Origin of the sequence: Blautia sp. An81 (assembly GCF_002161285.1) — a bacterium.
GTDB lineage: Bacteria > Bacillota > Clostridia > Lachnospirales > Lachnospiraceae > Blautia > Blautia ornithocaccae.
Map to the genome: position 1 here is coordinate 16,643 of NZ_NFHH01000015.1, position 18,045 is coordinate 34,687.

Consider the following 18,045-nt stretch of genomic DNA (forward strand, 5'->3'; position numbering starts at 1 on the left):
TATAAAATAAAAATGTCACTGAAAAAGGGCGATATGATTAAAATTCTATTAAATTCATGTGAATTCCTGTTTTTTTCTTTTTCCAAGACAGTTCACGCACCAGAGGATCTGGAGCAGCAGGCTTACCAGGGCAATGCTCATGGCAGCCAGAAACAGCAGGGAATGAAAGGAATCTCCCTGAAGTCTGTAGTAGAAGAAAGAGCCCCCGGATATCAGTATGAAAAAGGGAAGGGGAACGGTCCAGAAAATTATCACTGCAGCCAATATATACCGCATAGCTTCTATATGAAGACAATAGAAAACCAGAGGTATCAGATAAAAAGCGGCGATGAGGATCATATTCTGCCACATGCCGGGCTTTCCAAAGCTGGTGCCTTTTCCTGCCGCAGGAGTCACAGATATCGCCAAAAGAGTAAGCTCATATCCCAGCAGTGCAGCCAGGGTCCATTTTCCGATAGAATTTTTTGATTTCATATGTGATAAAACCTCCTTTTTCTTTCAGTATACAGAGAAAAAGCAGGAAATTTATCAAAATGTAAGAATCAGCGGAAATGTTGTCAGAAGTAATTCAAGAATCCTATTGAGAAAATTCTGGTCTATTTATATAATATAAGCCAGATGAGGAAAGATTATGAAAATTGCGATTTGCGAAGATGATATAAAAAACCAGTCCCTTCTGGAAAGCTATCTGGAAGAATATCCGGCAGACCTGGAGTGGAAAATTTTTTCTTCCGGGGAAGAACTGCTGGCCCATATAAAAGAAGACAAGGACTATTTTTCTCTGTATTTTATGGATATTTCCCTGCCGGGAATAGACGGAATCCAGACATGCGCCCAAATCCGGAAAAGAGATCAGAAAGCCCTGATCGTTTTTGTGACAGATTACAAAGAATATGTCTACGAAGTATTTCAGGTACTGCCCTTCCGCTTTCTGATCAAGCCAGTGAAAAAAGAAGCTTTTTCAAAAGTCCTGAGGGAAGCCGCAGACTTTCTCCGTCTCCATGACCGGCGGCTTACCTTCCGCATCCGGCAGACCATGTATGAGATCCCCTGGGGTGAAATTTTATATCTGGAAGGAGATCTCCGGAAAGTCCATCTTCATACGGTATTGGGAGAATATACTTTCTACGGAAAACTGGAAAAACTGAAAGAACAGCTTACTCCCGGAGGATTTTTCCAGTGTCACAAATCCTATGTGGTAAATCCGGAATATATCCGGGCCTCCAGGGAAACATCTATTATTCTCAGAAATGGAGAGGAGATTCCTGTAAGCAAAAGCTTCCGGAAAGAATCAAAAGAAAAACACCTGCAGTATCTGAAAGGAAGGTGGGGACAATGAATTTTCCATTTGCAGCTCTGGCATTAAACTTTATTTTCGATATTTTTCTATACGCAGTAACTCTTTGTGTTTTTACATCGCTTTTAAACCGTATCTTCGGAAAACCGGGACCCTATCTGAAATGGGTACAGGGAGCCCTGCTTCTGGCAGGAATTCTTCTGCTTATTCTTTTTGATCTTATTTCCATCCAGGGTTCCCGGTTCTATGAGCTGACCATGACAGAGGTGCCCCTCTGTCTGTTTCTGCTGTTCTCCTATTCCGGCAGCCGGCAGAAAAAACTTTTCTTCGCTTTTTCCCTTTTTACACTGACCGTCTTCTATCTGTTTTGTCTGAATGACCTTACCAATCTCCTTCATCATGGATTGAACTATTATCTGCCCTTTTACCAGTTTCAGCTATTCTATCATATCTTTCTCTGGCTGATCCTTTTTCTCTGCCAGAAGCTTTGCGGCAGCTTTGAAGAAAACATCTTTCTTCCTCCGACCCTTTGGGGATTCCTGTTTGGCATTTCCGGAGCCCTATTGCTGATTGCATTGGGTTCTCTGCCCCTGGTGATTTCTTCCTCCATAAAATATAACCGGAAAATGTTTCTTCACCTGGGGCTTATGCTCCTCCTTCTGGGACTAAATTACTGCCTTTTTGCCCTGTATAAAAGGTTCTATCTCTATGGGGCAAAGGCCAGAGAGGCCGCTCTTACCCGACAGCAGTTAGAATACCAGGAAAAATATTACCGGGAATATCTCCACACCACAGGAGAGATCCGCAGGCTCCGTCACGATATGAAAAACCATCTGCGGACCGCTGCTTCTCTCTATGCCCAGGGAAAAGGCCAGGAGTTGGAAAACTACCTGGAAACTTCCCAGAAAGAACTGAAAGACTATGAAAATTTTGTTATGACCGGAAATCCCTGCCTGGATGCAGTGCTGAACCTGAAGCTCCAGGAAGCCAGACAGAAAAATATCCGCTGCCTTACCCAGCTTACCATACCGGAAAACAGTGTGTTCCTGGACTTTTCCGATACGGTGACCATATTAGGGAATCTACTGGATAATGGGATAACCTCCGCTTTAGACTTTCTGGCGCCTGGCGCTCCGGTCCCAGAGATCCGGCTGTCTCTGATCTATCAGGAGGGCAATCTCCTCCTACACATGGACAATCCCTGCAAAGTTAAGCAGAAGCCGCCCTACGGTATTGGAATGAAAAATATAGAATCCCGGGTGGAGAAATATCAGGGGACCCTTGTGACAGAAGTTAGAGAAGGACGTTATTATACAGATATATTACTGTATGGGGCATAAAAACTTATCCAGGTACTTTATGCTGATAAACAACTTATACCCTATATTATTTATCCCGCTCAATATTCTGTTTATAAAAAAATCTTGGAAGAATCATGCAGATTCCCAGCAAAACCAGCAGTATCCCAGCCATTTCTTTTATAGGGTAATGGAATACAAAATAGGAAATCTTCGTTTTCATAAACCAGCTGGCACCTCCTATCAGTATGGAGTCAATTGTTACCAAAAAGGCGAATAACACCAGCCAGGTGAGCAGTCCTTCTGCAAGAAACATTTTCTGGAGCTGCTTCTTCGTCATTCCTATACTTCTCATAATAGTGCAGTCCTTCTTCCTGAGTATCATATCGGCTACTCTTACATTCAGAAAATTCAGGACTCCGATAAAAATCAGACAGCCGCTGATCACCAGCAATAACAGCCGGCTTGTCTGAATATAATTCTGTTCTTTTGCAAGGAGATCTGATTTGCATTCTATCTGCAGCAGATTTAATTTATCAGAATATCCTGTTTCCGCCTGAAATTCCATATTTTTCTTCTGGATAAAGTCTTTTAACTGGGACTTTATAGAATTTTCCTGCTTCCCTTCTACATCGAAGCTGACAGTAAAAATCTGTGGCGTTAATTTTTTTGTCAGTTTCCCGTAGGTATCCTCTGTAACAAGGAGAATATTGGTATTTCTTCCATCCCAGCACAAGTTCAGATCTGGGAATTGTTCTTCTGTAATGTCCAGATATCCGCAATTTATCAATGTTTCCGGAATCAGCCCGGACATTTCAGTTCCTACCGGAACAAGGTCGTAAACTTCTATTTCTTTTCCAACTTGCTGCATAGCTTTTTCTGCAACAGTTTCTGACAACCTATGGTCATGGAGAAGAAATGTACCGTTTTCATATTCAAAAGTTTCCCAGTCCGCCGTCTGCTCCTGTTTTTGAATATATGACTGGAGCTGCTCCTTTTCTACAGTGGTGAGTGTTTGGATTACTGTTGCCGCCTCTTCTCCCTGGTTTAATAATTTAATGCTTTCTCTCCCGTTTGTCCCAATAATAGGATAAAATCCAAAAAGCTGTGATTCATTTCCCATACTGTTTCCGGCAGTCTGTTCTATATCTTCCAGCAGGTCTTTTGAAAAAAAGACCATGTTTTCCGTATCTGGAGATGTTTCCATTAATGTTTGGCAAGCTTCCTGTGTAATGCCAATCCAGAAATCCGGCTCTTTTAAAAAACGGTTCTGGATATCAACGCCTCGTACTATCACGGAAGAGGCAAGGGCTATTCCGCACCCTATGGTCAATGTGATAATTGTAATGAAAAAAGCCTTTCTGCTTCGGAATAAATATTTTCTGGCCAAATAGATTTCCGGGTGTCTTCTGTGGCTTATAAGGCTCTTCATTTTATGAGCTTTTTCTTGACCTTTTGTTAAAGGTATTTCCTCATAATTCAGACATTCCAGAGGACTTAGATGGCTGATCTTTCTTTTGACTAAAAAAACTGCCAAACATATGGTGACAGCAGTTGGGACCATAGCTATGAGAAGAAAACCCGGGTGGAAAAGAGAGAGTCTTTCTAATTCCGAAGCCTGTTCCAGATACATCTTTCTGATCACTAATGGAAGGATAACCAACACTGCAAAAGCCCCTGCCATACCTCCGGTAAAACTTCCTTTCGCAGCGATTTCTAACATCTGCCAAAACATCACTTTGATAATCTGCTTTTGCTGTACTCCGATCACTTCCAAAAGACCGTATTGCCGCAGGTCTTCCGCCAATGAAAGATTTAAAATGTTATAGACACATAAAAACATGCACAGCAGGATCAAAAAAGAAAATACAACTGCAAATCCCAAACTTCCCATCATACCTTCTACTGCCCGGTAAAAAGCAGAGTCTGTACTTACAATTCTTTGGTCTTCTGTTAAGCGGACATCTTCTTTTAACTTGTTTTCTATCTGAATACCGCCAAGCGTATGACTCCGGGTATCCAGCAGTACCCTGCAGGAATCCCAGTTGAGCCCATTTTCTGTCAGTTTCTTTTCTGACAAAAATGCAATGGAGGAAGCCGCTGACGAATTCTGGTAATCAGTAAAATAGCCGGAAAGACAGAATGTCTGCTCTCCGGTCCCATCACTGTGGAAAATATCATTCCAATAAAAGTCCAGATCTAATTCCATTCCGATCTGCGGTTCTGAAATTCCCAAATACTCCAATGTTTTGGCAGAAAGCATAATATCGTTTTCCTGTTCAGGGTAGCTTCCCACAATCTGTGTATATGCCGGAGAGAGTATTTCCTGAAATCCGGTTTCATCTGCTGCCACGCAGTCGCAGTATTTTATATTTTGATCCAATAATTTTCCGGCAAATTTTTCTTTTCCGGTTTTGGCTATGTAGGGCAGGGATTTTAACTGCTCTGCCATTTCTTCTGTTCCATTTTCTATATAGACAGATACAGCCATTCCGTCTGCCCGGATGTTTTTTTGAATATCGGTCTGTATCTTTCCATAGGCAAAACTTAAAATACAATAGATCACACTTACAGTAAGCGTGACTGCCAGGAGCAAGAGACGGTTCTTACCTCTATTTTGTTTTCTATAAGAATCCAGAAGCACTTGCTGCGCAGTCCGATCATAATTATACTTTTTCATTTTCCACGATCCTTCCGTCTTTCATGCAGATAATCCGGTCTGCCATGGCGGCAACTGTTTTATCATGAGTAACGATCAGTAAGGTCTGCCTGTATTTCCTGCAGGTTTCTTTTAAAAGTTTCATCACAGAGACTCTGGTTTTGGAATCCAGATTACCAGTTAACTCATCTCCTAAAAGAATTGCAGGACGGGTAAAAATTGCCCTGGCAATAGCTGCCCTCTGCTGCTGCCCGCCAGACAGGGTATCAGGCGTTTGAAAAAGTTTATCCTGGATTTCCAGATCCTCTGCCAGCCGGAAAACTTCTTCTTTATCGATTTTCCGATCCATCAGCTTTGCAGGAAGGACAATATTCTCAAATATATTCATGGCAGGGATCAGATTATATTTCTGAAAAATAAAACCAATATGCTGCCGTCGAAAACAAGTCTGCTCCTCTGCAGATAATTGGGTAATATCCACTCCATCTACATAAACCACTCCATGGGTAGGATACTCCAGACCTCCGATCAAATTTAATAATGTGGTCTTTCCACTTCCCGAAGCTCCTACAACTGCTGCAAATTCTTCTTTCCCAATGGTAAGTGATATATTGTCCACTGCTTTAATATAACTTTCTCCATCTCCATACTCTTTTGTAAGAGAAATCACTTTCACCGCAGCCACTTTAGTTTCCCCCTCTCTAATCCGTTCCTGCAAGCAACGGGTATATTCCTCACAGCAGGTCTGTGTTCACTCCTCCAAATCGTATAATTTATATAGATCCAGCATAGTGCCGTAGGTCAGCTTCCGCCCCATAAGCTGACGGTAGGTGGCGGACTTGGCCCTGCCGGCTTCTTTCTGTTTTTCCATCTGTCGTACAATGGAATCATACTCCTGCTGAACTCCTCTGTGCATTTTCCGGTAAGCTTCCAGCTCTTTTTTCAGACTTTCCAAATCTTCGGGAAATGCACTTTCCTTTTCATTTATGTTTTCCATTTTCTTTTCCTCTTCTTTTTCATTGTCTTCTATCCCTGCATCACTCAGGATTGCGGCTGCTGTCTCCTCCGGTGTTTGTCTGGAAACATGTATTTTCTTTGTGTTCAATTTTTCATAGAGAGGAATCCTTTCTATGCTCCGTTCTAAGATATCTTTTTGCCGCAGTCCCTGGCATATATCTTTATTCAGTCTTTTTTCCAGACTTTTCTCATCAAGGATCAGGGAATACAGATGAACTTCTGCATTCCGGTAGTCCAATCTGGATAAAAGTGTGTCCAGGATTTCCTGCTCGTGAAGAACCCAGCAGAAAATCACATGGTCGTAGGCCGAACAGGCAAGGAAATTATTCAGTATATGGGTAATGTTATCCATTACCATTGCCTTAGTCTCCTCTGTCACCTGAAAAGGCTCCATATTCCAGCACCAGTCCCCGTCCAGGAAAACGCTGTTTTTCAATTTTTTCTTTAAAATATTGCAGACTGTAGTCTTGCCGGCTCCCATGGTGCCGCCGATCACATAGAGATGTTTTTTCATAGAATGATTGCCCCAAATTATATCAATACTCTCATTTTTCTATATAAGCATTGCTGCTGTGGTGTTTATAACTCTTTCTAATTTACATAAAATAATTATGGTAAACGTTTTCTTGCTTTGTCCAGTAAAAATCGTTTTTGATACTTGATTTTTACATATTTCATGATCCTCTGGAGATATACGGTATCGTAAATTCCTCCTGCCGCTCCCACCACTGGGATTCCCTGAAGGAATTTCATATACAAAAGCTCTCCGGAAAGCATGGAAGAGGTGTCTTTGACCTGCTTCTTCATATCGTATCCTTCTGGAAGTTTCTTCATTTCCATAAAAAGATCTGTCTTTTGATTTTCCTGAACCAGTTCTTCTCCATACAGCAAAGATACCTGGATCAGTTTCAGGATAAAGTACCGTTCTTCTTCTGTATCGTAGGCGTATCCATAGTGCAAGGCCACTTCATAAATGCTTTTCAGGATCATTCCTGTAAAAAGGGGAATATCCGGCAGACCGATCCCCAGTACCCCTAAGCCTACCCCCTCTGCTGTAGACAAAAGAAGATTTTTTCTGGAGGAGGCGGCAGCGCCTTTCTTAAAAGTCCGTAAGGTGTTTTTGTTCTCCCGGATTTCCGCCGAATAAGCGTTAACCTTGTACCCATGCTCCAGATCTTCTTTTTTGTAGGTTTTTTCTATGATCCCGGTTCCCTTGTCAAAGACCAGGAAAAAAGCCTTGCTAAATGCTGCGTCCAGCTTCTCCTGAAGTCCATCGGGAATCTTCTGGGCCAGCTTCTGGTTCAGAAAAGATTCCTTTTTCTCTTTATACTTGTCTATATATCTTTGTTCCTGCTTTAAAACCGTCTCCAGTTCTTTTTCAAGAGAGGATTTTCTGGAAATCAATAGCCTTCCTCCTAACTGTTTTTGCCGCTTTTTGATACGATCTTATTTACTTCCATCTTATCCATGATCCCATGGGCGGTCACTCCCGGGTGAGTTACAGAAATCCTGCATACCTGTTCAGCAAACTCTTTTGAAACCTGAAATTTCTTTGCCATGGAAGCTACGGTGGTTCCCTTTTCCAGTTCTTTTAAGATTCCTTTTATCAGCTTTTCCATATCTTTCTGGGAAAGTTCCGGTACTTTTTCCTGTTCCACTCTGGGAAGGATATCCATCTTTTCTATATGGAAGCTTTCTGCCTCTATAATCAGCACTGCCATGGTCACCGGCTGATGGAATCTTCTGGGACCGCAGCTTCCCGGGTTCAGATATTGGACGCCTTCCTGCACATAGGCCTCGTATTTATGGGAATGTCCGTAGATCACAAAATCTTTTTTCTCCAGATCTTTTGGGATATGTTTTTTATTGTGGACCATATAAAAGCTTTTGCCAAAAAGAGAAAAAGAAAGCTCTTTAGGCAGTTTTTCGGCCCATTCCTTATCATTATTCCCCCGGACCACATACAGGGAAGGATTGATCCTGCGGATTTCTTCCAGAATCCCGGGGGTATTGATGTCTCCGCCATGAATGACTGCGTCGCAGGTCTTTAAAATTTCAGCCACTTCTGGCCGCAGAAGTCCGTGGGTATCGGAAATTACTGCAATCCGTCCTGTTTTTCTTTCCATTTCTTCACATTCCTTTCTGCCTCTCCTAAGAAGGAAAGGGAGCCGAAAATGATCACCACATCTTCCGGTTTTGCTTCTTCCAGAGTTTTTTCCACTGCCTGTTCAATACTTTTTGCCGCTTCCACAGAAGGATTCACACAGGCCACTGCTTCCTTCAGCTCTTCTGCCGGAAGGGCTCTGGGATTATCTGGAGTCTGCACTGTTATGATATGGTCTGCCAGCGGGGCTGTGATCTGGATAACCTGTTTGTAATCCTTGTCCTGAAATATACCGAAAATATACCGGATATGCCGGTGCGGAAAATAAAGCTTCAGAGAATGTTCCAATTCTCTGGCTGCTCCCGGATTATGAGCCCCGTCCATGATCACTACCGGCTCTTTGGAGATCAGGGTGAAACGCCCTCTCCAATGGGTCTTTCTGAACCCTTCATAGATATTCTCTCTGGAAACCGAATAGCCAAGCTCCTGAAGCATAGTCACAGACTGAAGGGCAAGAGCGGCATTCAGGATCTGATAGCTTCCTGCCAGAGAAATCTCTACCTGATCAAAGTCTCTCCAGGTAAAGCTCTGTTTTTCATACCCGTAATGAATATCCTTTACTTCTTCCATATCCAGGAATTCCATGGAAGCCCCTTGCTCCTTTGCCCTTTCTTCCAGAACTTTCCTGGCTCCGGCTTTCTGGGGACCGGATACCACCTTTGTATAAGGCTTGATGATCCCGGCTTTCTGTGCGGCAATTTCCTCCAAAGTATCTCCCAGAAAGGCCATGTGATCCATACTGATGGGGGTGATCACTTCCATTACCGGCGTCTTAATGATATTGGTGGCATCCAGGGCTCCTCCAAGACCGGTTTCCAGGACCACCAGATCACATTTTTTCTCCTGGAAATACAGGAAAGAAAGGGCGGTTTCTATTTCAAAAGGCGTTGGATTTGTAAGATGATGTTCCTCCATATCTTTAATAGCTTCTGCAATAGCTGTCACATGTTTCGCCAGGGCTTCTTTTCCGATCCGCTCTCCGTTTACCTGTATCCGCTCTCTGTAGGAAAACAAAGTAGGGGAAATATACCGTCCTACCCGGTATCCCGCTTCTGTCAGTATAGTAGAAAGATAAGCCAGGACAGAACCCTTTCCGTTGGTTCCTGAAATATGGATAAATTTCAGACTGTCCTGGGGATTTCCCAGACGATCCATAAGATGGCGCATATTCTCTAAGCCAAGTACACTTCCGTATTTAGAGGCTTCCTCCAAATATACTCTTGCTTCTTCGTAATTCATGATTTCTCCTATCCGGGGCCTGTATGCCCCTCTGTAATTCGGAGATTATTATAGCGCTTTTTCCTTTTGACTACAATCGGAATCTTCTGTTCTTCTCTATTCTCAGCTATATTTTAATGGGAGAAACGGTTCAGAATCTATTTTCATTCATGTAACCGTCCTTGTAGGCATATGGGGACGGTTCTTAATCGGATTTTCTTCTATATAACCGTTCCATTTACCCTATTATTACGGTTTAAAATTAGATTTTCTTCTGTGTAACCGTCCCAACTAACTTAAATTTCCGGCTTAAAATCGTATTTTCCCTGTGTAACCGTTTCGACCATCGAAAATTACGGTTTAAAATCAGATTTCTTTCTGTATAACCGTACCAGCTAGTTAAATACTACAGCCAGGAATGAAAAAATCGGAAGCTCAGCCGTAACAAACGCCTCACCACCGGAAATAAGTCCGGCGATGAGGCGCTTTTCATTTTTTATCATTATTCTATAAACAACAATCTATCCCTTTGTTTTACAGCCGTGCGTCAAAAAGTCCGCAGAAGCTGTCGATAGGATCCTGCCCCTTAAAAGCTTCTTCTCCTGTCATCAGGTTTTCTACCAGTGCATCGAAGGTACTGTCTTTTGTGTCATAGGCATTGATGTAAGTCCGTACCTGGGGAATATCTGCCAGCATGGTGGGCTGTCCGCAGCTTACGGCTACTACCGGGATTTCAAAGACATACCAGAGGATTTCTCCGCCGCCTTTGGAAAGTCCGAAGCTGGGTCTTCCCTCGTTAATATCACAGAGGGTGATTACCAGGTCCATGTCTTTTACAAAGTCTGCAATGGCGTTCTTACCGGCAAAGTAAATATTGATATCCGGTTTCTCCCCGGCTTCGATCTGTTTCTTCATTTTGTCTACAGGGCTTTCATAGATAAATGCGTCAAAGCCTTTGCTGATCAGCTTATCTCTTAAAAGTTCTGCCGGGTTGGTCCCTCCTGCCATTCCCATGGCTTTGGCAAGAGCGGACATGCCGCTTTCTGCCCCTTTCACATAGCCTTCTCCTTTCCTGAACAGCACATTTCCGTGTTCGTTTTACTATAATCAGTATTGTAACACCCCGGACTGCCGCAGGTTAGGATAATTTCTCTGGATATGCGTCCGATTTTTAGTTTTTTCGGAATTATTCAAATAATCCTCTGATTTTTTCCCAGAAGCCGGTGTTTTCTGCAGGGGATTCCTCCCGGGACTCTTCCTCTTCTATCTGGATGGGATCGGTCTGGAAGGCAAACTGGACAGCCTCTACATTGGTATTTTTCTCAGATACAAAGGAAACCGGAACATAGTCTTCGCCGGAAAATTCCTGTACCATTTCCTCCACCTTATTTTCGATTTCTGTGTCTATATCTGCAGTTTCTGTTTTAAATTCTTCAGTGCCGTCTTTCATTTCTCCGGCTCCCTCGTCCAGATCCTGGGAACCTTCTGCCAGGCTGGAAATACCCGTTTCAAAAACAGAGGCTCCGGAAGATAAAGTGTCTACCCCTTCCTGAAGCTGGGTAAGGCCTTCCAAAAGAGCCTGGGTCCCTTCTGTAAGACTGCTGCTTCCTGTCTGGATATCTGTACCTTTCTCTTCCAGTTCTTCTAATCCTGCGTCAAGCTGGCGGGCGCCCTTTGCCAGGGCAGAGATCCCGGTGTTTAACCGGGTGATCCCGCCGCTTACTTCTTCTGCTCCCTGATTCAGCGCTGCGGAAGAAGATTTCAGGGCTTCTCCCCCTTCCTTCAGGGGCTGATTCTGAGCAGTCAATTCGTCAAATCCTTTTAAAAGGCTGTCGATTCCTTCTGCTCCTGCAGGAAGAGAAGCGGTCTGTGTCTCCATGGAAGTTAACCCCTGGTTCATCTGCTCCAGTCCTGTTTCCAGCTGCCGGGCCCCTTCTGTCAGAGCCTGTATACTTTCCGTAAGCTGTGACAGGTCTCCTGTCTGGAAATCTGGAAGGCTTTCCCCTGCTTCGGCTGCTTTGTTTAGTTCTTCCGCCATACTGTTCACAGATCCGGTTTCTCCTGCCTGGATCTCTTCTAATCTGGAGGCAATGGATGTCAGCGCCGAAGAGCTGTCATTGCTTATAGAAATCTCCGGTGCAGGAATATCCACAGCCACAGTATCTGCCCCCTGCACACTGACCCTGCTTCCATCCAGGCCGGCAATAAGGGCGCTTCCTGTATCCGGATCTATGGCGCCGCTGCCTATGGAATTCCAGACAGCGGCTATGGCTGCATCAATCTGGGCATTGGCACTGTCTGCCGCTGTCTCTATCTGGCTGTTTGCCTGGCTGATCTGAGCGTTTGCCGAATCTACCTGGGACTGGAGAGCTGCCCCAGCCTGGTTTAGACTGTCACTGGCACTATCTGCCTGGGACTGGAGTTCGCTTTCTGCCTGAGAAAGAATATTTTCTGCTTCCTGCAGCTCTCCCGCCGCCTCATTATACAGAGAAAACATTTCTCCGGCCTTTGCCTGGACACTATCCATAGCCTGGGCTGCTTCCTGAAGACTGCCCAGCATTTCCTGCAGCTGCCCGCCTTCCCTGGAGTCTTCCAGAAGCCGGAGCTGGGACCGAAGGGCCTCCAGTCCATCAGACAGAGCCGCTGCCCCATCTGTAAGCTGCTGAGAACTGTCTTTTAAAGCAGTTACCCCCTGGGAGACTTCTCCCAGGTTTTTCAGTCCGGCCAGCTGTCCGGCCCCTTCCTTCAGCTGGTCCACGCCGCTGATATAAGCCTGGACGCCGTCTATATAGCTCTCGGTTCCTTCTGTATAGGTCCTGGTCCCTTCTGCTAATTGACCTGCGCCGGCTTCAAGAACAGGGACGCCTTCTTTCAGGCTGTCTGCTCCCTGGATCAGAGATTTACTTCCGGAAGCTGCCGAAGAAACGCCATTCAGATAAACGCCGATACCGGTCTCCAGCTCCTGGCTTCCCCGGACAAGAGCAGAACTTCCCGAAGCGGCCCCGTCTGTGCCTGTTTTAAGGCTGACTGCACCTTGGGCCAGGCTGCCTGTGGCATCCAGAAGCCGGCTGCCTCCTTCCGCCAGTTCTCCAGTACCTTCTTTCAGTGAACCGGCCCCTTCATCAAGCCGGGATACCGCTTCTTTCAGCTCATCTGTCTGTTCATAGAGAGCCGTCATATCCAGGCTGTCTGTATCAATGGCAAAGGACATCGGTACTCCCTGAAAAGAAATCCCGTCCATTTCAAAGTCTGTAACTTCTGAAGTAATGGAAAATTCCTTTTCCTGTCCCGCCATAATGTTGTATAGGATCTGTTTATCTGCTCCCACATTTGCCAGAGTAGCCCCCTCTGCCTGGATATTTTTGCACTTTTCGGAGTCCAGTGTAACTGTGGCCTGGAGCAGATAATCTTCAAAATAGTCTCCCTTTACTTTTTCATTTTTCTTTACGGAAATCCGGATTTCCAGATTTCCGCTCTCTCCGGCCAGTTCTTTCGGATTTTTCTTCTCACCGTTCAGGTAATAGGAAATCTGGATCTTCCAGGGCAGTTCTTTTGTCTCCAGATTCCCCTGATAATAGAATTTCCCTTTTTTGCCTTCTACTGTATATCCGTCGGCTGTCTCCTCTATTTTATCCTCGGTAGTCAGGTTGGTTACTTCTGTATAATCGCCATAGTCTGTGATCCCGGTATCTTTTTCCAGATCATATTCATTGACCACATAGACGCCGGATACGGTTCCATCTTCTTCCAGGGAGGCATAGACATTTTCTTCTTTTTGAGGATTCTCCTCAGCCATGACCGGCAGGGGGGGTCCGAGGACCATGGAAAAACATACAGCCGCTGTAATGGTGTTTTTTGTATATCTGCTTTTTTTATTTCGATTCATGATGATGTCTCCTTTTCTGATAAAAGTTTGTGTGCAGGGTAGTTTTCTCTATAAGCCCGTCAAATAAGTACAGCAGTCCCGGCAGTACAAAAAGTACGATAGTCAGGGACAGCATACTTCCGTTTCCCAGGAAGGTTCCAAGCTGGGAAAGGATCCCGTGAGAAGAAATCGCCCCCATCAGGTATCCCACCACAGCCAGCACAATACCGGAAGTAAGCAAAGATGTAGTCACCGCTGCGATGGTTTCAGAAACTGCCTTTTTCTTATCCATGGTCTGTCTGAACTCCATATAGCGTTCCGTAGTCAGGATCGCATAATCCACGGTAGCTCCTAATTGGATAGAGCTGATGATCAGGTAGGAAATGTAGAATACCGTAGAATCCTTAAAGTATGGAATCGACACATTGATCCACACTGCCGTCTCGATAGCCAGCACCAGGAAAACCGGGAGAGAGACGGATTTCATGGTAAAAAGCAGTACCACAAAAACTGCTGCCAGGATAAACAGGGTAAGGATGCTTTTGGGATGCTCCACGATTTTCTGATAAAATTTTTTCATGACGGTATACCTTTCTCTGACTTTTCACTCATTTTTCTCACCTTCCCGGGACAGTTCTTCCAGAAGCTTCTCCAGTACTCTGACCGTTTCATGGATTCCACGGCTGCTGTTGATGCAAAAGTCATAATTATCTGGTTTTCCCCAGCCCCCGTCTGTGTAATAATTGTAGTAGGCTTTTCTCCGTTTATCTGTTTTCCTTATCAGTGTCTCTGTCTCCTTTGCGGATAAATGGAGCAGCTCTTTTTTTCGCATTACACGGCAGGCATATGGGGCAGTGATAAAAATACAAACACAGGGGATATCTGCCTCTTTTAGAATAAAGTCTCCGCATCTGCCTACAAAAACTGCATTTCCTTCCCTTGCCCGGTTCAGGATATAGTCCTTCTGTATCTGAAATAAAATATCATTGGCCGGAAGTCCACGGAGATTTTCATCCTCTGCCTCATACCATATTCTGTGTATCCAGGGATTGGCTTTCTGCTCATCTGCCCTTTCCAGATGATCTATGGGAATCCTGCTTTTCTCCGCCGCACCTTCCAGCAGCCTGCGGTCATAAAAGGAATATCCAAGCTGCTCGGCAAGTATCTTTCCGATCTCATGTCCTCCGCTGCCAAATTCTCTGCTTATGCATATATTCATTTTTTAAGGCCTCCTTTTTTTCATCTGTTCTGCATTTTATGAAAAAAATCCAGGAAAGAAAAGCAACACTTTTCAGCAGATGTCTAAAATTTAGGCAAATGACTGAATATGTTTAGCTGAATGATTGACTTTTTATTTTTCAGCCGCTAAAATAAAAAAACAATATTGCTGATAAAGGAGTATGGATGATCCCATGAAACATAACGCTACCACCTTTTATACCAGGAAAATCCTTGCAGAATCTCTGAAAAAGCTTATCCGCAGGAAATCCTTCTCGAATATCACTGTCCGGGAAATCACCGAGGACTGCGGATTGAACAGAAATACTTTTTATTATCATTTTGAGGATATCAACGATCTTTTGAAATGGACTTTAGAACAGGAAGCTATTGATGTGGTAAAACATTTTGATCTGATGTCTGATTACGAAGAGGCTGTCCGGTTTGTTATGAATTATATCGAGGAGAATGAAAAGCTGCTGAACAACATCTGTAACTCTTTAGGACAGGGAGAACTGAAACGTTTCTTCTTCAATGACCTTTATGGGATCACCTCTTCTGTTATAGATAAAACTATCCAGCAGATGGAACTGTCCATACCTTCCGATTACAGAGATTTTCTCAGCCGGTTTTATACGGAAGCCTTTGCAGGCCTTCTGATGGACGGGATCACAAATCCCACTCTGAGGAACAATGATAAAAATATCCTGTATATCTCTCTGGTCATACGCTCTTCCCTTCCGCCTCTTCTCAGTGATTATGCCGCCCAGCAAAAGGCAGAGAAGGAAGAATAGCGTCAAAAAGTCCCTGCGAGAGCATAAACTGCCCTGCAGAGACTTTTTTCCTGATCATCCTGCACTTCCTCTAATCTGCTGCCTGTGCTTCTTCCTGCTTAACGGTCTTTACCCGCAGAAAGAAATACAACAGATGGCATACCCACACAACAGCCAGACAGATCTGTCCCACCGGAACCTTGCTCATCATCAGAAAGCCAACCGCCATCACCACGGTCACGGTCCCTACGATCCGCAGTTTCGTCCCCATAGTCATGGCCCGCTGCTTCACAAAGCTGTCCAGATGTTTCTTATAAAGATTCGTTCCGATGAACCAGCCATGAAGCCGCTTTGAACTTTTCGCAAAGCAGAATACCGTGGCCATGAAAAAGGGCACGGTAGGGAGAATCGGCAGGATGATGCCAATTACTCCAAGTCCCAGGCATATAAAGCCCAGTATGATCCAGAGGATCCGGAACGGATTCATATTCTTCATTTTGTTTCACTCCTGTTTTTCTGATTCTGACCGCTGCAGTAATATTCATAGCCTCGCCACATGCACACTTGAAATCTGCCACTTACAAGACTAAGACGGCTATCGTTACACGGTCAGGACAAATTTCTTTCCTTCAATGATCGTCACTCCCAGGGAAATCCCATACAGTGTCCGGATGCATTCCGGTGTGACCACTTCAGCCGGTGAACCCTGTGCAGCCACCTGTCCGTCTTTCAAGCCGATGATACGGTCAGAAAAATGAATCGCCTGATTAATATCATGGAGTACCATGATAATGGTGATTCCATATTCTTCATTAAGTTTCTTCACCAGCTCCAGGATCTCGATCTGATAACGGATGTCCAGATAGGTGGTCGGTTCGTCCAGAAACAAGATCTTAGTATTCTGCGCCAGTGCCATGGCAATCCATACGCGCTGACGCTGTCCGCCTGAAAGGCGGCTTACTTCCCGGTCTCGGTACTTCTCTACATTGGTCACTTCCATGGCCCACTCGATCAGCTTTTCATCTTCATCACTGCGCCCCTGCATCATTTTCATATGAGGCGTACGCCCAAAGGATACCAGCCGTTCTACTGTAATGTCATCTGCCGAAGAATTATACTGATGGACAATGGACACTCTTTTTGCAAAATCTTTCAGACCAAAATTCTGGATATTTCTTCCGTGGAGAAAGATATTCCCTTTCCGGGGATACAGGTTTTTGGTCATCAGGTTAAACAGGGTAGACTTTCCGCATCCATTTGCTCCCATAATCGTAGTGATCTTTCCACCTTCTATGGTAAAGGAAATGCCTTTTAGAACCTTATTCTTTCCATAGGAAAAAGACAAATCCCTGACTTCCATGGCAGGCTTGTCTGCTCTCATCGCCGTTTTCCGAACATCTGTAATGTTTTTTTGCACTTGGTTCATATCAGGCTGCATACTTCTTCGACCTCCTTAATAAAATGATAAAGAACGGTCCGCCGATCACACTCATGATAATGGACGCCGACACTTCGTAGGGTGCTGCCACAGTCCGACCAATGGTATCCGCCAGCAGAAAGGTAAAGGCTCCCGCCAGCATGGAAAAGGGCACCAGCGCCCGGTGGTCACTTCCCACCAGCAGCCTTCCGATATGGGGTACAATAAGCCCCAGAAAGCTGATGGCGCCCACCACTGCTGTGGAAATGCTTGCCAGGAGAACCGCAACAAGGGAAATCAGGATACGCATCAGGTTTACGTTGACACCCAGGCTCCTGGCTGTCTTATCTTCCAGGGACATCAGGTTGCATATCTTTGTAAACAGCAGCGCAAGGATCAGCCCGGCAATCACATAGGGAAGGAGCGTCTGTACGTCCTCCCATGTCTTCTGTGTGATATTTCCCTCTACGATAGAAGCCACTCCGGAGGAATTTCCACCGCTCATGGAGTTCAGGGCATCCGATAGTCCGGTGAACATGGCGCTCACTGCCACGCCGGTCAGAATAATACGCAGCGGGCTTAATCCGCCTTTCCAAGACAGGCTGTATACCAGGAAAAAAGCCAGCACACCTCCTGCGAATGCCAACAGAGGAGTAAAAAAGTAAAGGGCTGGGAGGAAGGCCGTGATCAAAACAGCTGTAAATCCCGCACCGCTGGAGATGCCGATGATCCCCGGATCCGCCAGCGGGTTCTTTAACACTGCCTGAAAAAGGACTCCTGAGACCGCTACTGCCGCCCCTGCAAATAGAGAGATCACGATTCTCGGAAAACGCAGGTCATAGATGGCTGCCACGTCGTCGATCCGTTCGATGAACAGTCCACGGAATAATTCCGATGGTGAGACCTTCAGGCTTCCAATATTAACAGACAATAGGATCAGCACTGCCAGCAGGATTCCTGTAACAAAAAAAGATACCACTGCCCGGGCTGTCTTCCGTTTCTTCCTGCTCCGATCCTGCCTTCCAAAATCTTCCTGCTCCACCCTGCCATCGAAAACTGCCGGATACGTAAGGCCGCCGTCCTGTCTTAAGTCTTTGTCTTCACTCATGGCTTATCCCC

General features: G+C 44.9%; 17 protein-coding genes. 3 read left to right on the forward strand and 14 right to left on the reverse strand.

The annotated features are described in order from the left end of the window. Nucleotides 1–54: 54 nt before the first annotated feature. A complete protein-coding gene (locus tag B5G33_RS13020) occupies nucleotides 55–474 on the reverse strand; it encodes a DUF5391 family protein (protein ID WP_087268030.1) in 420 nt (139 codons plus the stop codon). Nucleotides 475–631: 157 nt separating this feature from the next. Between B5G33_RS13020 and B5G33_RS13025 the strand changes: the two genes are divergently transcribed. After that, nucleotides 632–1,339 carry a LytR/AlgR family response regulator transcription factor gene (locus tag B5G33_RS13025; protein ID WP_087417936.1) on the forward strand — a complete coding sequence of 236 codons (708 nt, stop codon included), beginning with the start codon at nucleotides 632–634 and terminating at the stop codon, nucleotides 1,337–1,339. Then, entirely contained in the window at nucleotides 1,336–2,637 is a 1,302-nt protein-coding gene (locus B5G33_RS13030) for a sensor histidine kinase (RefSeq protein ID WP_087417937.1), read from the forward strand. Before B5G33_RS13025 ends, B5G33_RS13030 begins: the two co-directional genes overlap by 4 nt. A 46-nt stretch (nucleotides 2,638–2,683) precedes the next feature. Here the strand turns inward: B5G33_RS13030 and B5G33_RS13035 are convergent, their stop codons facing one another. The 10 genes from B5G33_RS13035 to B5G33_RS13080 all read right to left on the reverse strand — a co-directional run bounded on the left by B5G33_RS13035 (nucleotide 2,684) and on the right by B5G33_RS13080 (nucleotide 14,737). Beyond that, on the reverse strand, nucleotides 2,684–5,275 hold the full coding sequence (locus B5G33_RS13035) for an ABC transporter permease (protein ID WP_087417938.1): 2,592 nt from the start codon (nucleotides 5,273–5,275) through the stop codon (nucleotides 2,684–2,686). Further along, nucleotides 5,262–5,939: an ABC transporter ATP-binding protein gene (locus B5G33_RS13040; RefSeq protein WP_087417939.1), complete on the reverse strand. Its 678-nt coding sequence runs from the start codon at nucleotides 5,937–5,939 to the stop codon at nucleotides 5,262–5,264. The genes B5G33_RS13035 and B5G33_RS13040 overlap by 14 nt, the downstream gene beginning before the upstream one ends. Before the next feature lie 66 nt (nucleotides 5,940–6,005). Next, entirely contained in the window at nucleotides 6,006–6,785 is a 780-nt protein-coding gene (locus tag B5G33_RS22380; RefSeq protein WP_087417940.1) for an AAA family ATPase, read from the reverse strand. Nucleotides 6,786–6,880: 95 nt separating this feature from the next. Continuing rightward, nucleotides 6,881–7,675, reverse strand: a complete 795-nt coding sequence (locus B5G33_RS13050) for an EcsC family protein (protein ID WP_087268040.1) — start codon at nucleotides 7,673–7,675, stop codon at nucleotides 6,881–6,883. An 11-nt stretch (nucleotides 7,676–7,686) separates the two neighbouring features. After that, nucleotides 7,687–8,397 (reverse strand): metallophosphoesterase family protein, encoded by a 711-nt coding sequence (locus B5G33_RS22385; RefSeq protein ID WP_087417941.1) that lies wholly within the window; start codon nucleotides 8,395–8,397, stop codon nucleotides 7,687–7,689. After that, on the reverse strand, nucleotides 8,367–9,674 hold the full coding sequence (locus tag B5G33_RS13060; RefSeq protein WP_087417942.1) for a bifunctional folylpolyglutamate synthase/dihydrofolate synthase: 1,308 nt from the start codon (nucleotides 9,672–9,674) through the stop codon (nucleotides 8,367–8,369). The genes B5G33_RS22385 and B5G33_RS13060 overlap by 31 nt, the downstream gene beginning before the upstream one ends. Nucleotides 9,675–10,187: 513 nt before the next feature. Continuing rightward, complete coding sequence (locus tag B5G33_RS13065) at nucleotides 10,188–10,709, reverse strand: hypothetical protein (protein WP_330396695.1); 522 nt, start codon at nucleotides 10,707–10,709, stop codon at nucleotides 10,188–10,190. A 130-nt stretch (nucleotides 10,710–10,839) separates the two neighbouring features. Beyond that, nucleotides 10,840–13,539, reverse strand: a complete 2,700-nt coding sequence (locus tag B5G33_RS13070) for a hypothetical protein (protein WP_087417943.1) — start codon at nucleotides 13,537–13,539, stop codon at nucleotides 10,840–10,842. Next, the gene (locus B5G33_RS13075; RefSeq protein WP_087417944.1) at nucleotides 13,526–14,098 is read right to left on the reverse strand and encodes an MMPL family transporter; all 573 of its coding nucleotides are present in this window, start codon (nucleotides 14,096–14,098) and stop codon (nucleotides 13,526–13,528) included. Before B5G33_RS13075 ends, B5G33_RS13070 begins: the two co-directional genes overlap by 14 nt. Before the next feature lie 24 nt (nucleotides 14,099–14,122). Continuing rightward, on the reverse strand, nucleotides 14,123–14,737 hold the full coding sequence (locus B5G33_RS13080) for a cytidylate kinase-like family protein (RefSeq protein WP_087268055.1): 615 nt from the start codon (nucleotides 14,735–14,737) through the stop codon (nucleotides 14,123–14,125). A gap of 193 nt (nucleotides 14,738–14,930) precedes the next feature. On the opposite strand from B5G33_RS13080, the gene B5G33_RS13085 reads away from it, so the two are divergent. Further along, entirely contained in the window at nucleotides 14,931–15,530 is a 600-nt protein-coding gene (locus tag B5G33_RS13085) for a TetR/AcrR family transcriptional regulator C-terminal domain-containing protein (RefSeq protein ID WP_087417945.1), read from the forward strand. A 70-nt stretch (nucleotides 15,531–15,600) separates the two neighbouring features. Here B5G33_RS13085 and B5G33_RS13090 read toward each other — a convergent pair whose 3' ends face one another. From B5G33_RS13090 to B5G33_RS13100, 3 genes are all read right to left on the reverse strand, one after another. Next, on the reverse strand, nucleotides 15,601–16,005 hold the full coding sequence (locus B5G33_RS13090) for a YbaN family protein (protein ID WP_087268058.1): 405 nt from the start codon (nucleotides 16,003–16,005) through the stop codon (nucleotides 15,601–15,603). Nucleotides 16,006–16,110: 105 nt separating this feature from the next. Further along, nucleotides 16,111–16,890 (reverse strand): ABC transporter ATP-binding protein, encoded by a 780-nt coding sequence (locus B5G33_RS13095; protein ID WP_242971263.1) that lies wholly within the window; start codon nucleotides 16,888–16,890, stop codon nucleotides 16,111–16,113. A 46-nt stretch (nucleotides 16,891–16,936) separates the two neighbouring features. After that, a complete protein-coding gene (locus B5G33_RS13100; RefSeq protein ID WP_087417946.1) occupies nucleotides 16,937–18,034 on the reverse strand; it encodes a FecCD family ABC transporter permease in 1,098 nt (365 codons plus the stop codon). Between the last annotated feature and the right edge of the window lie 11 nt (nucleotides 18,035–18,045).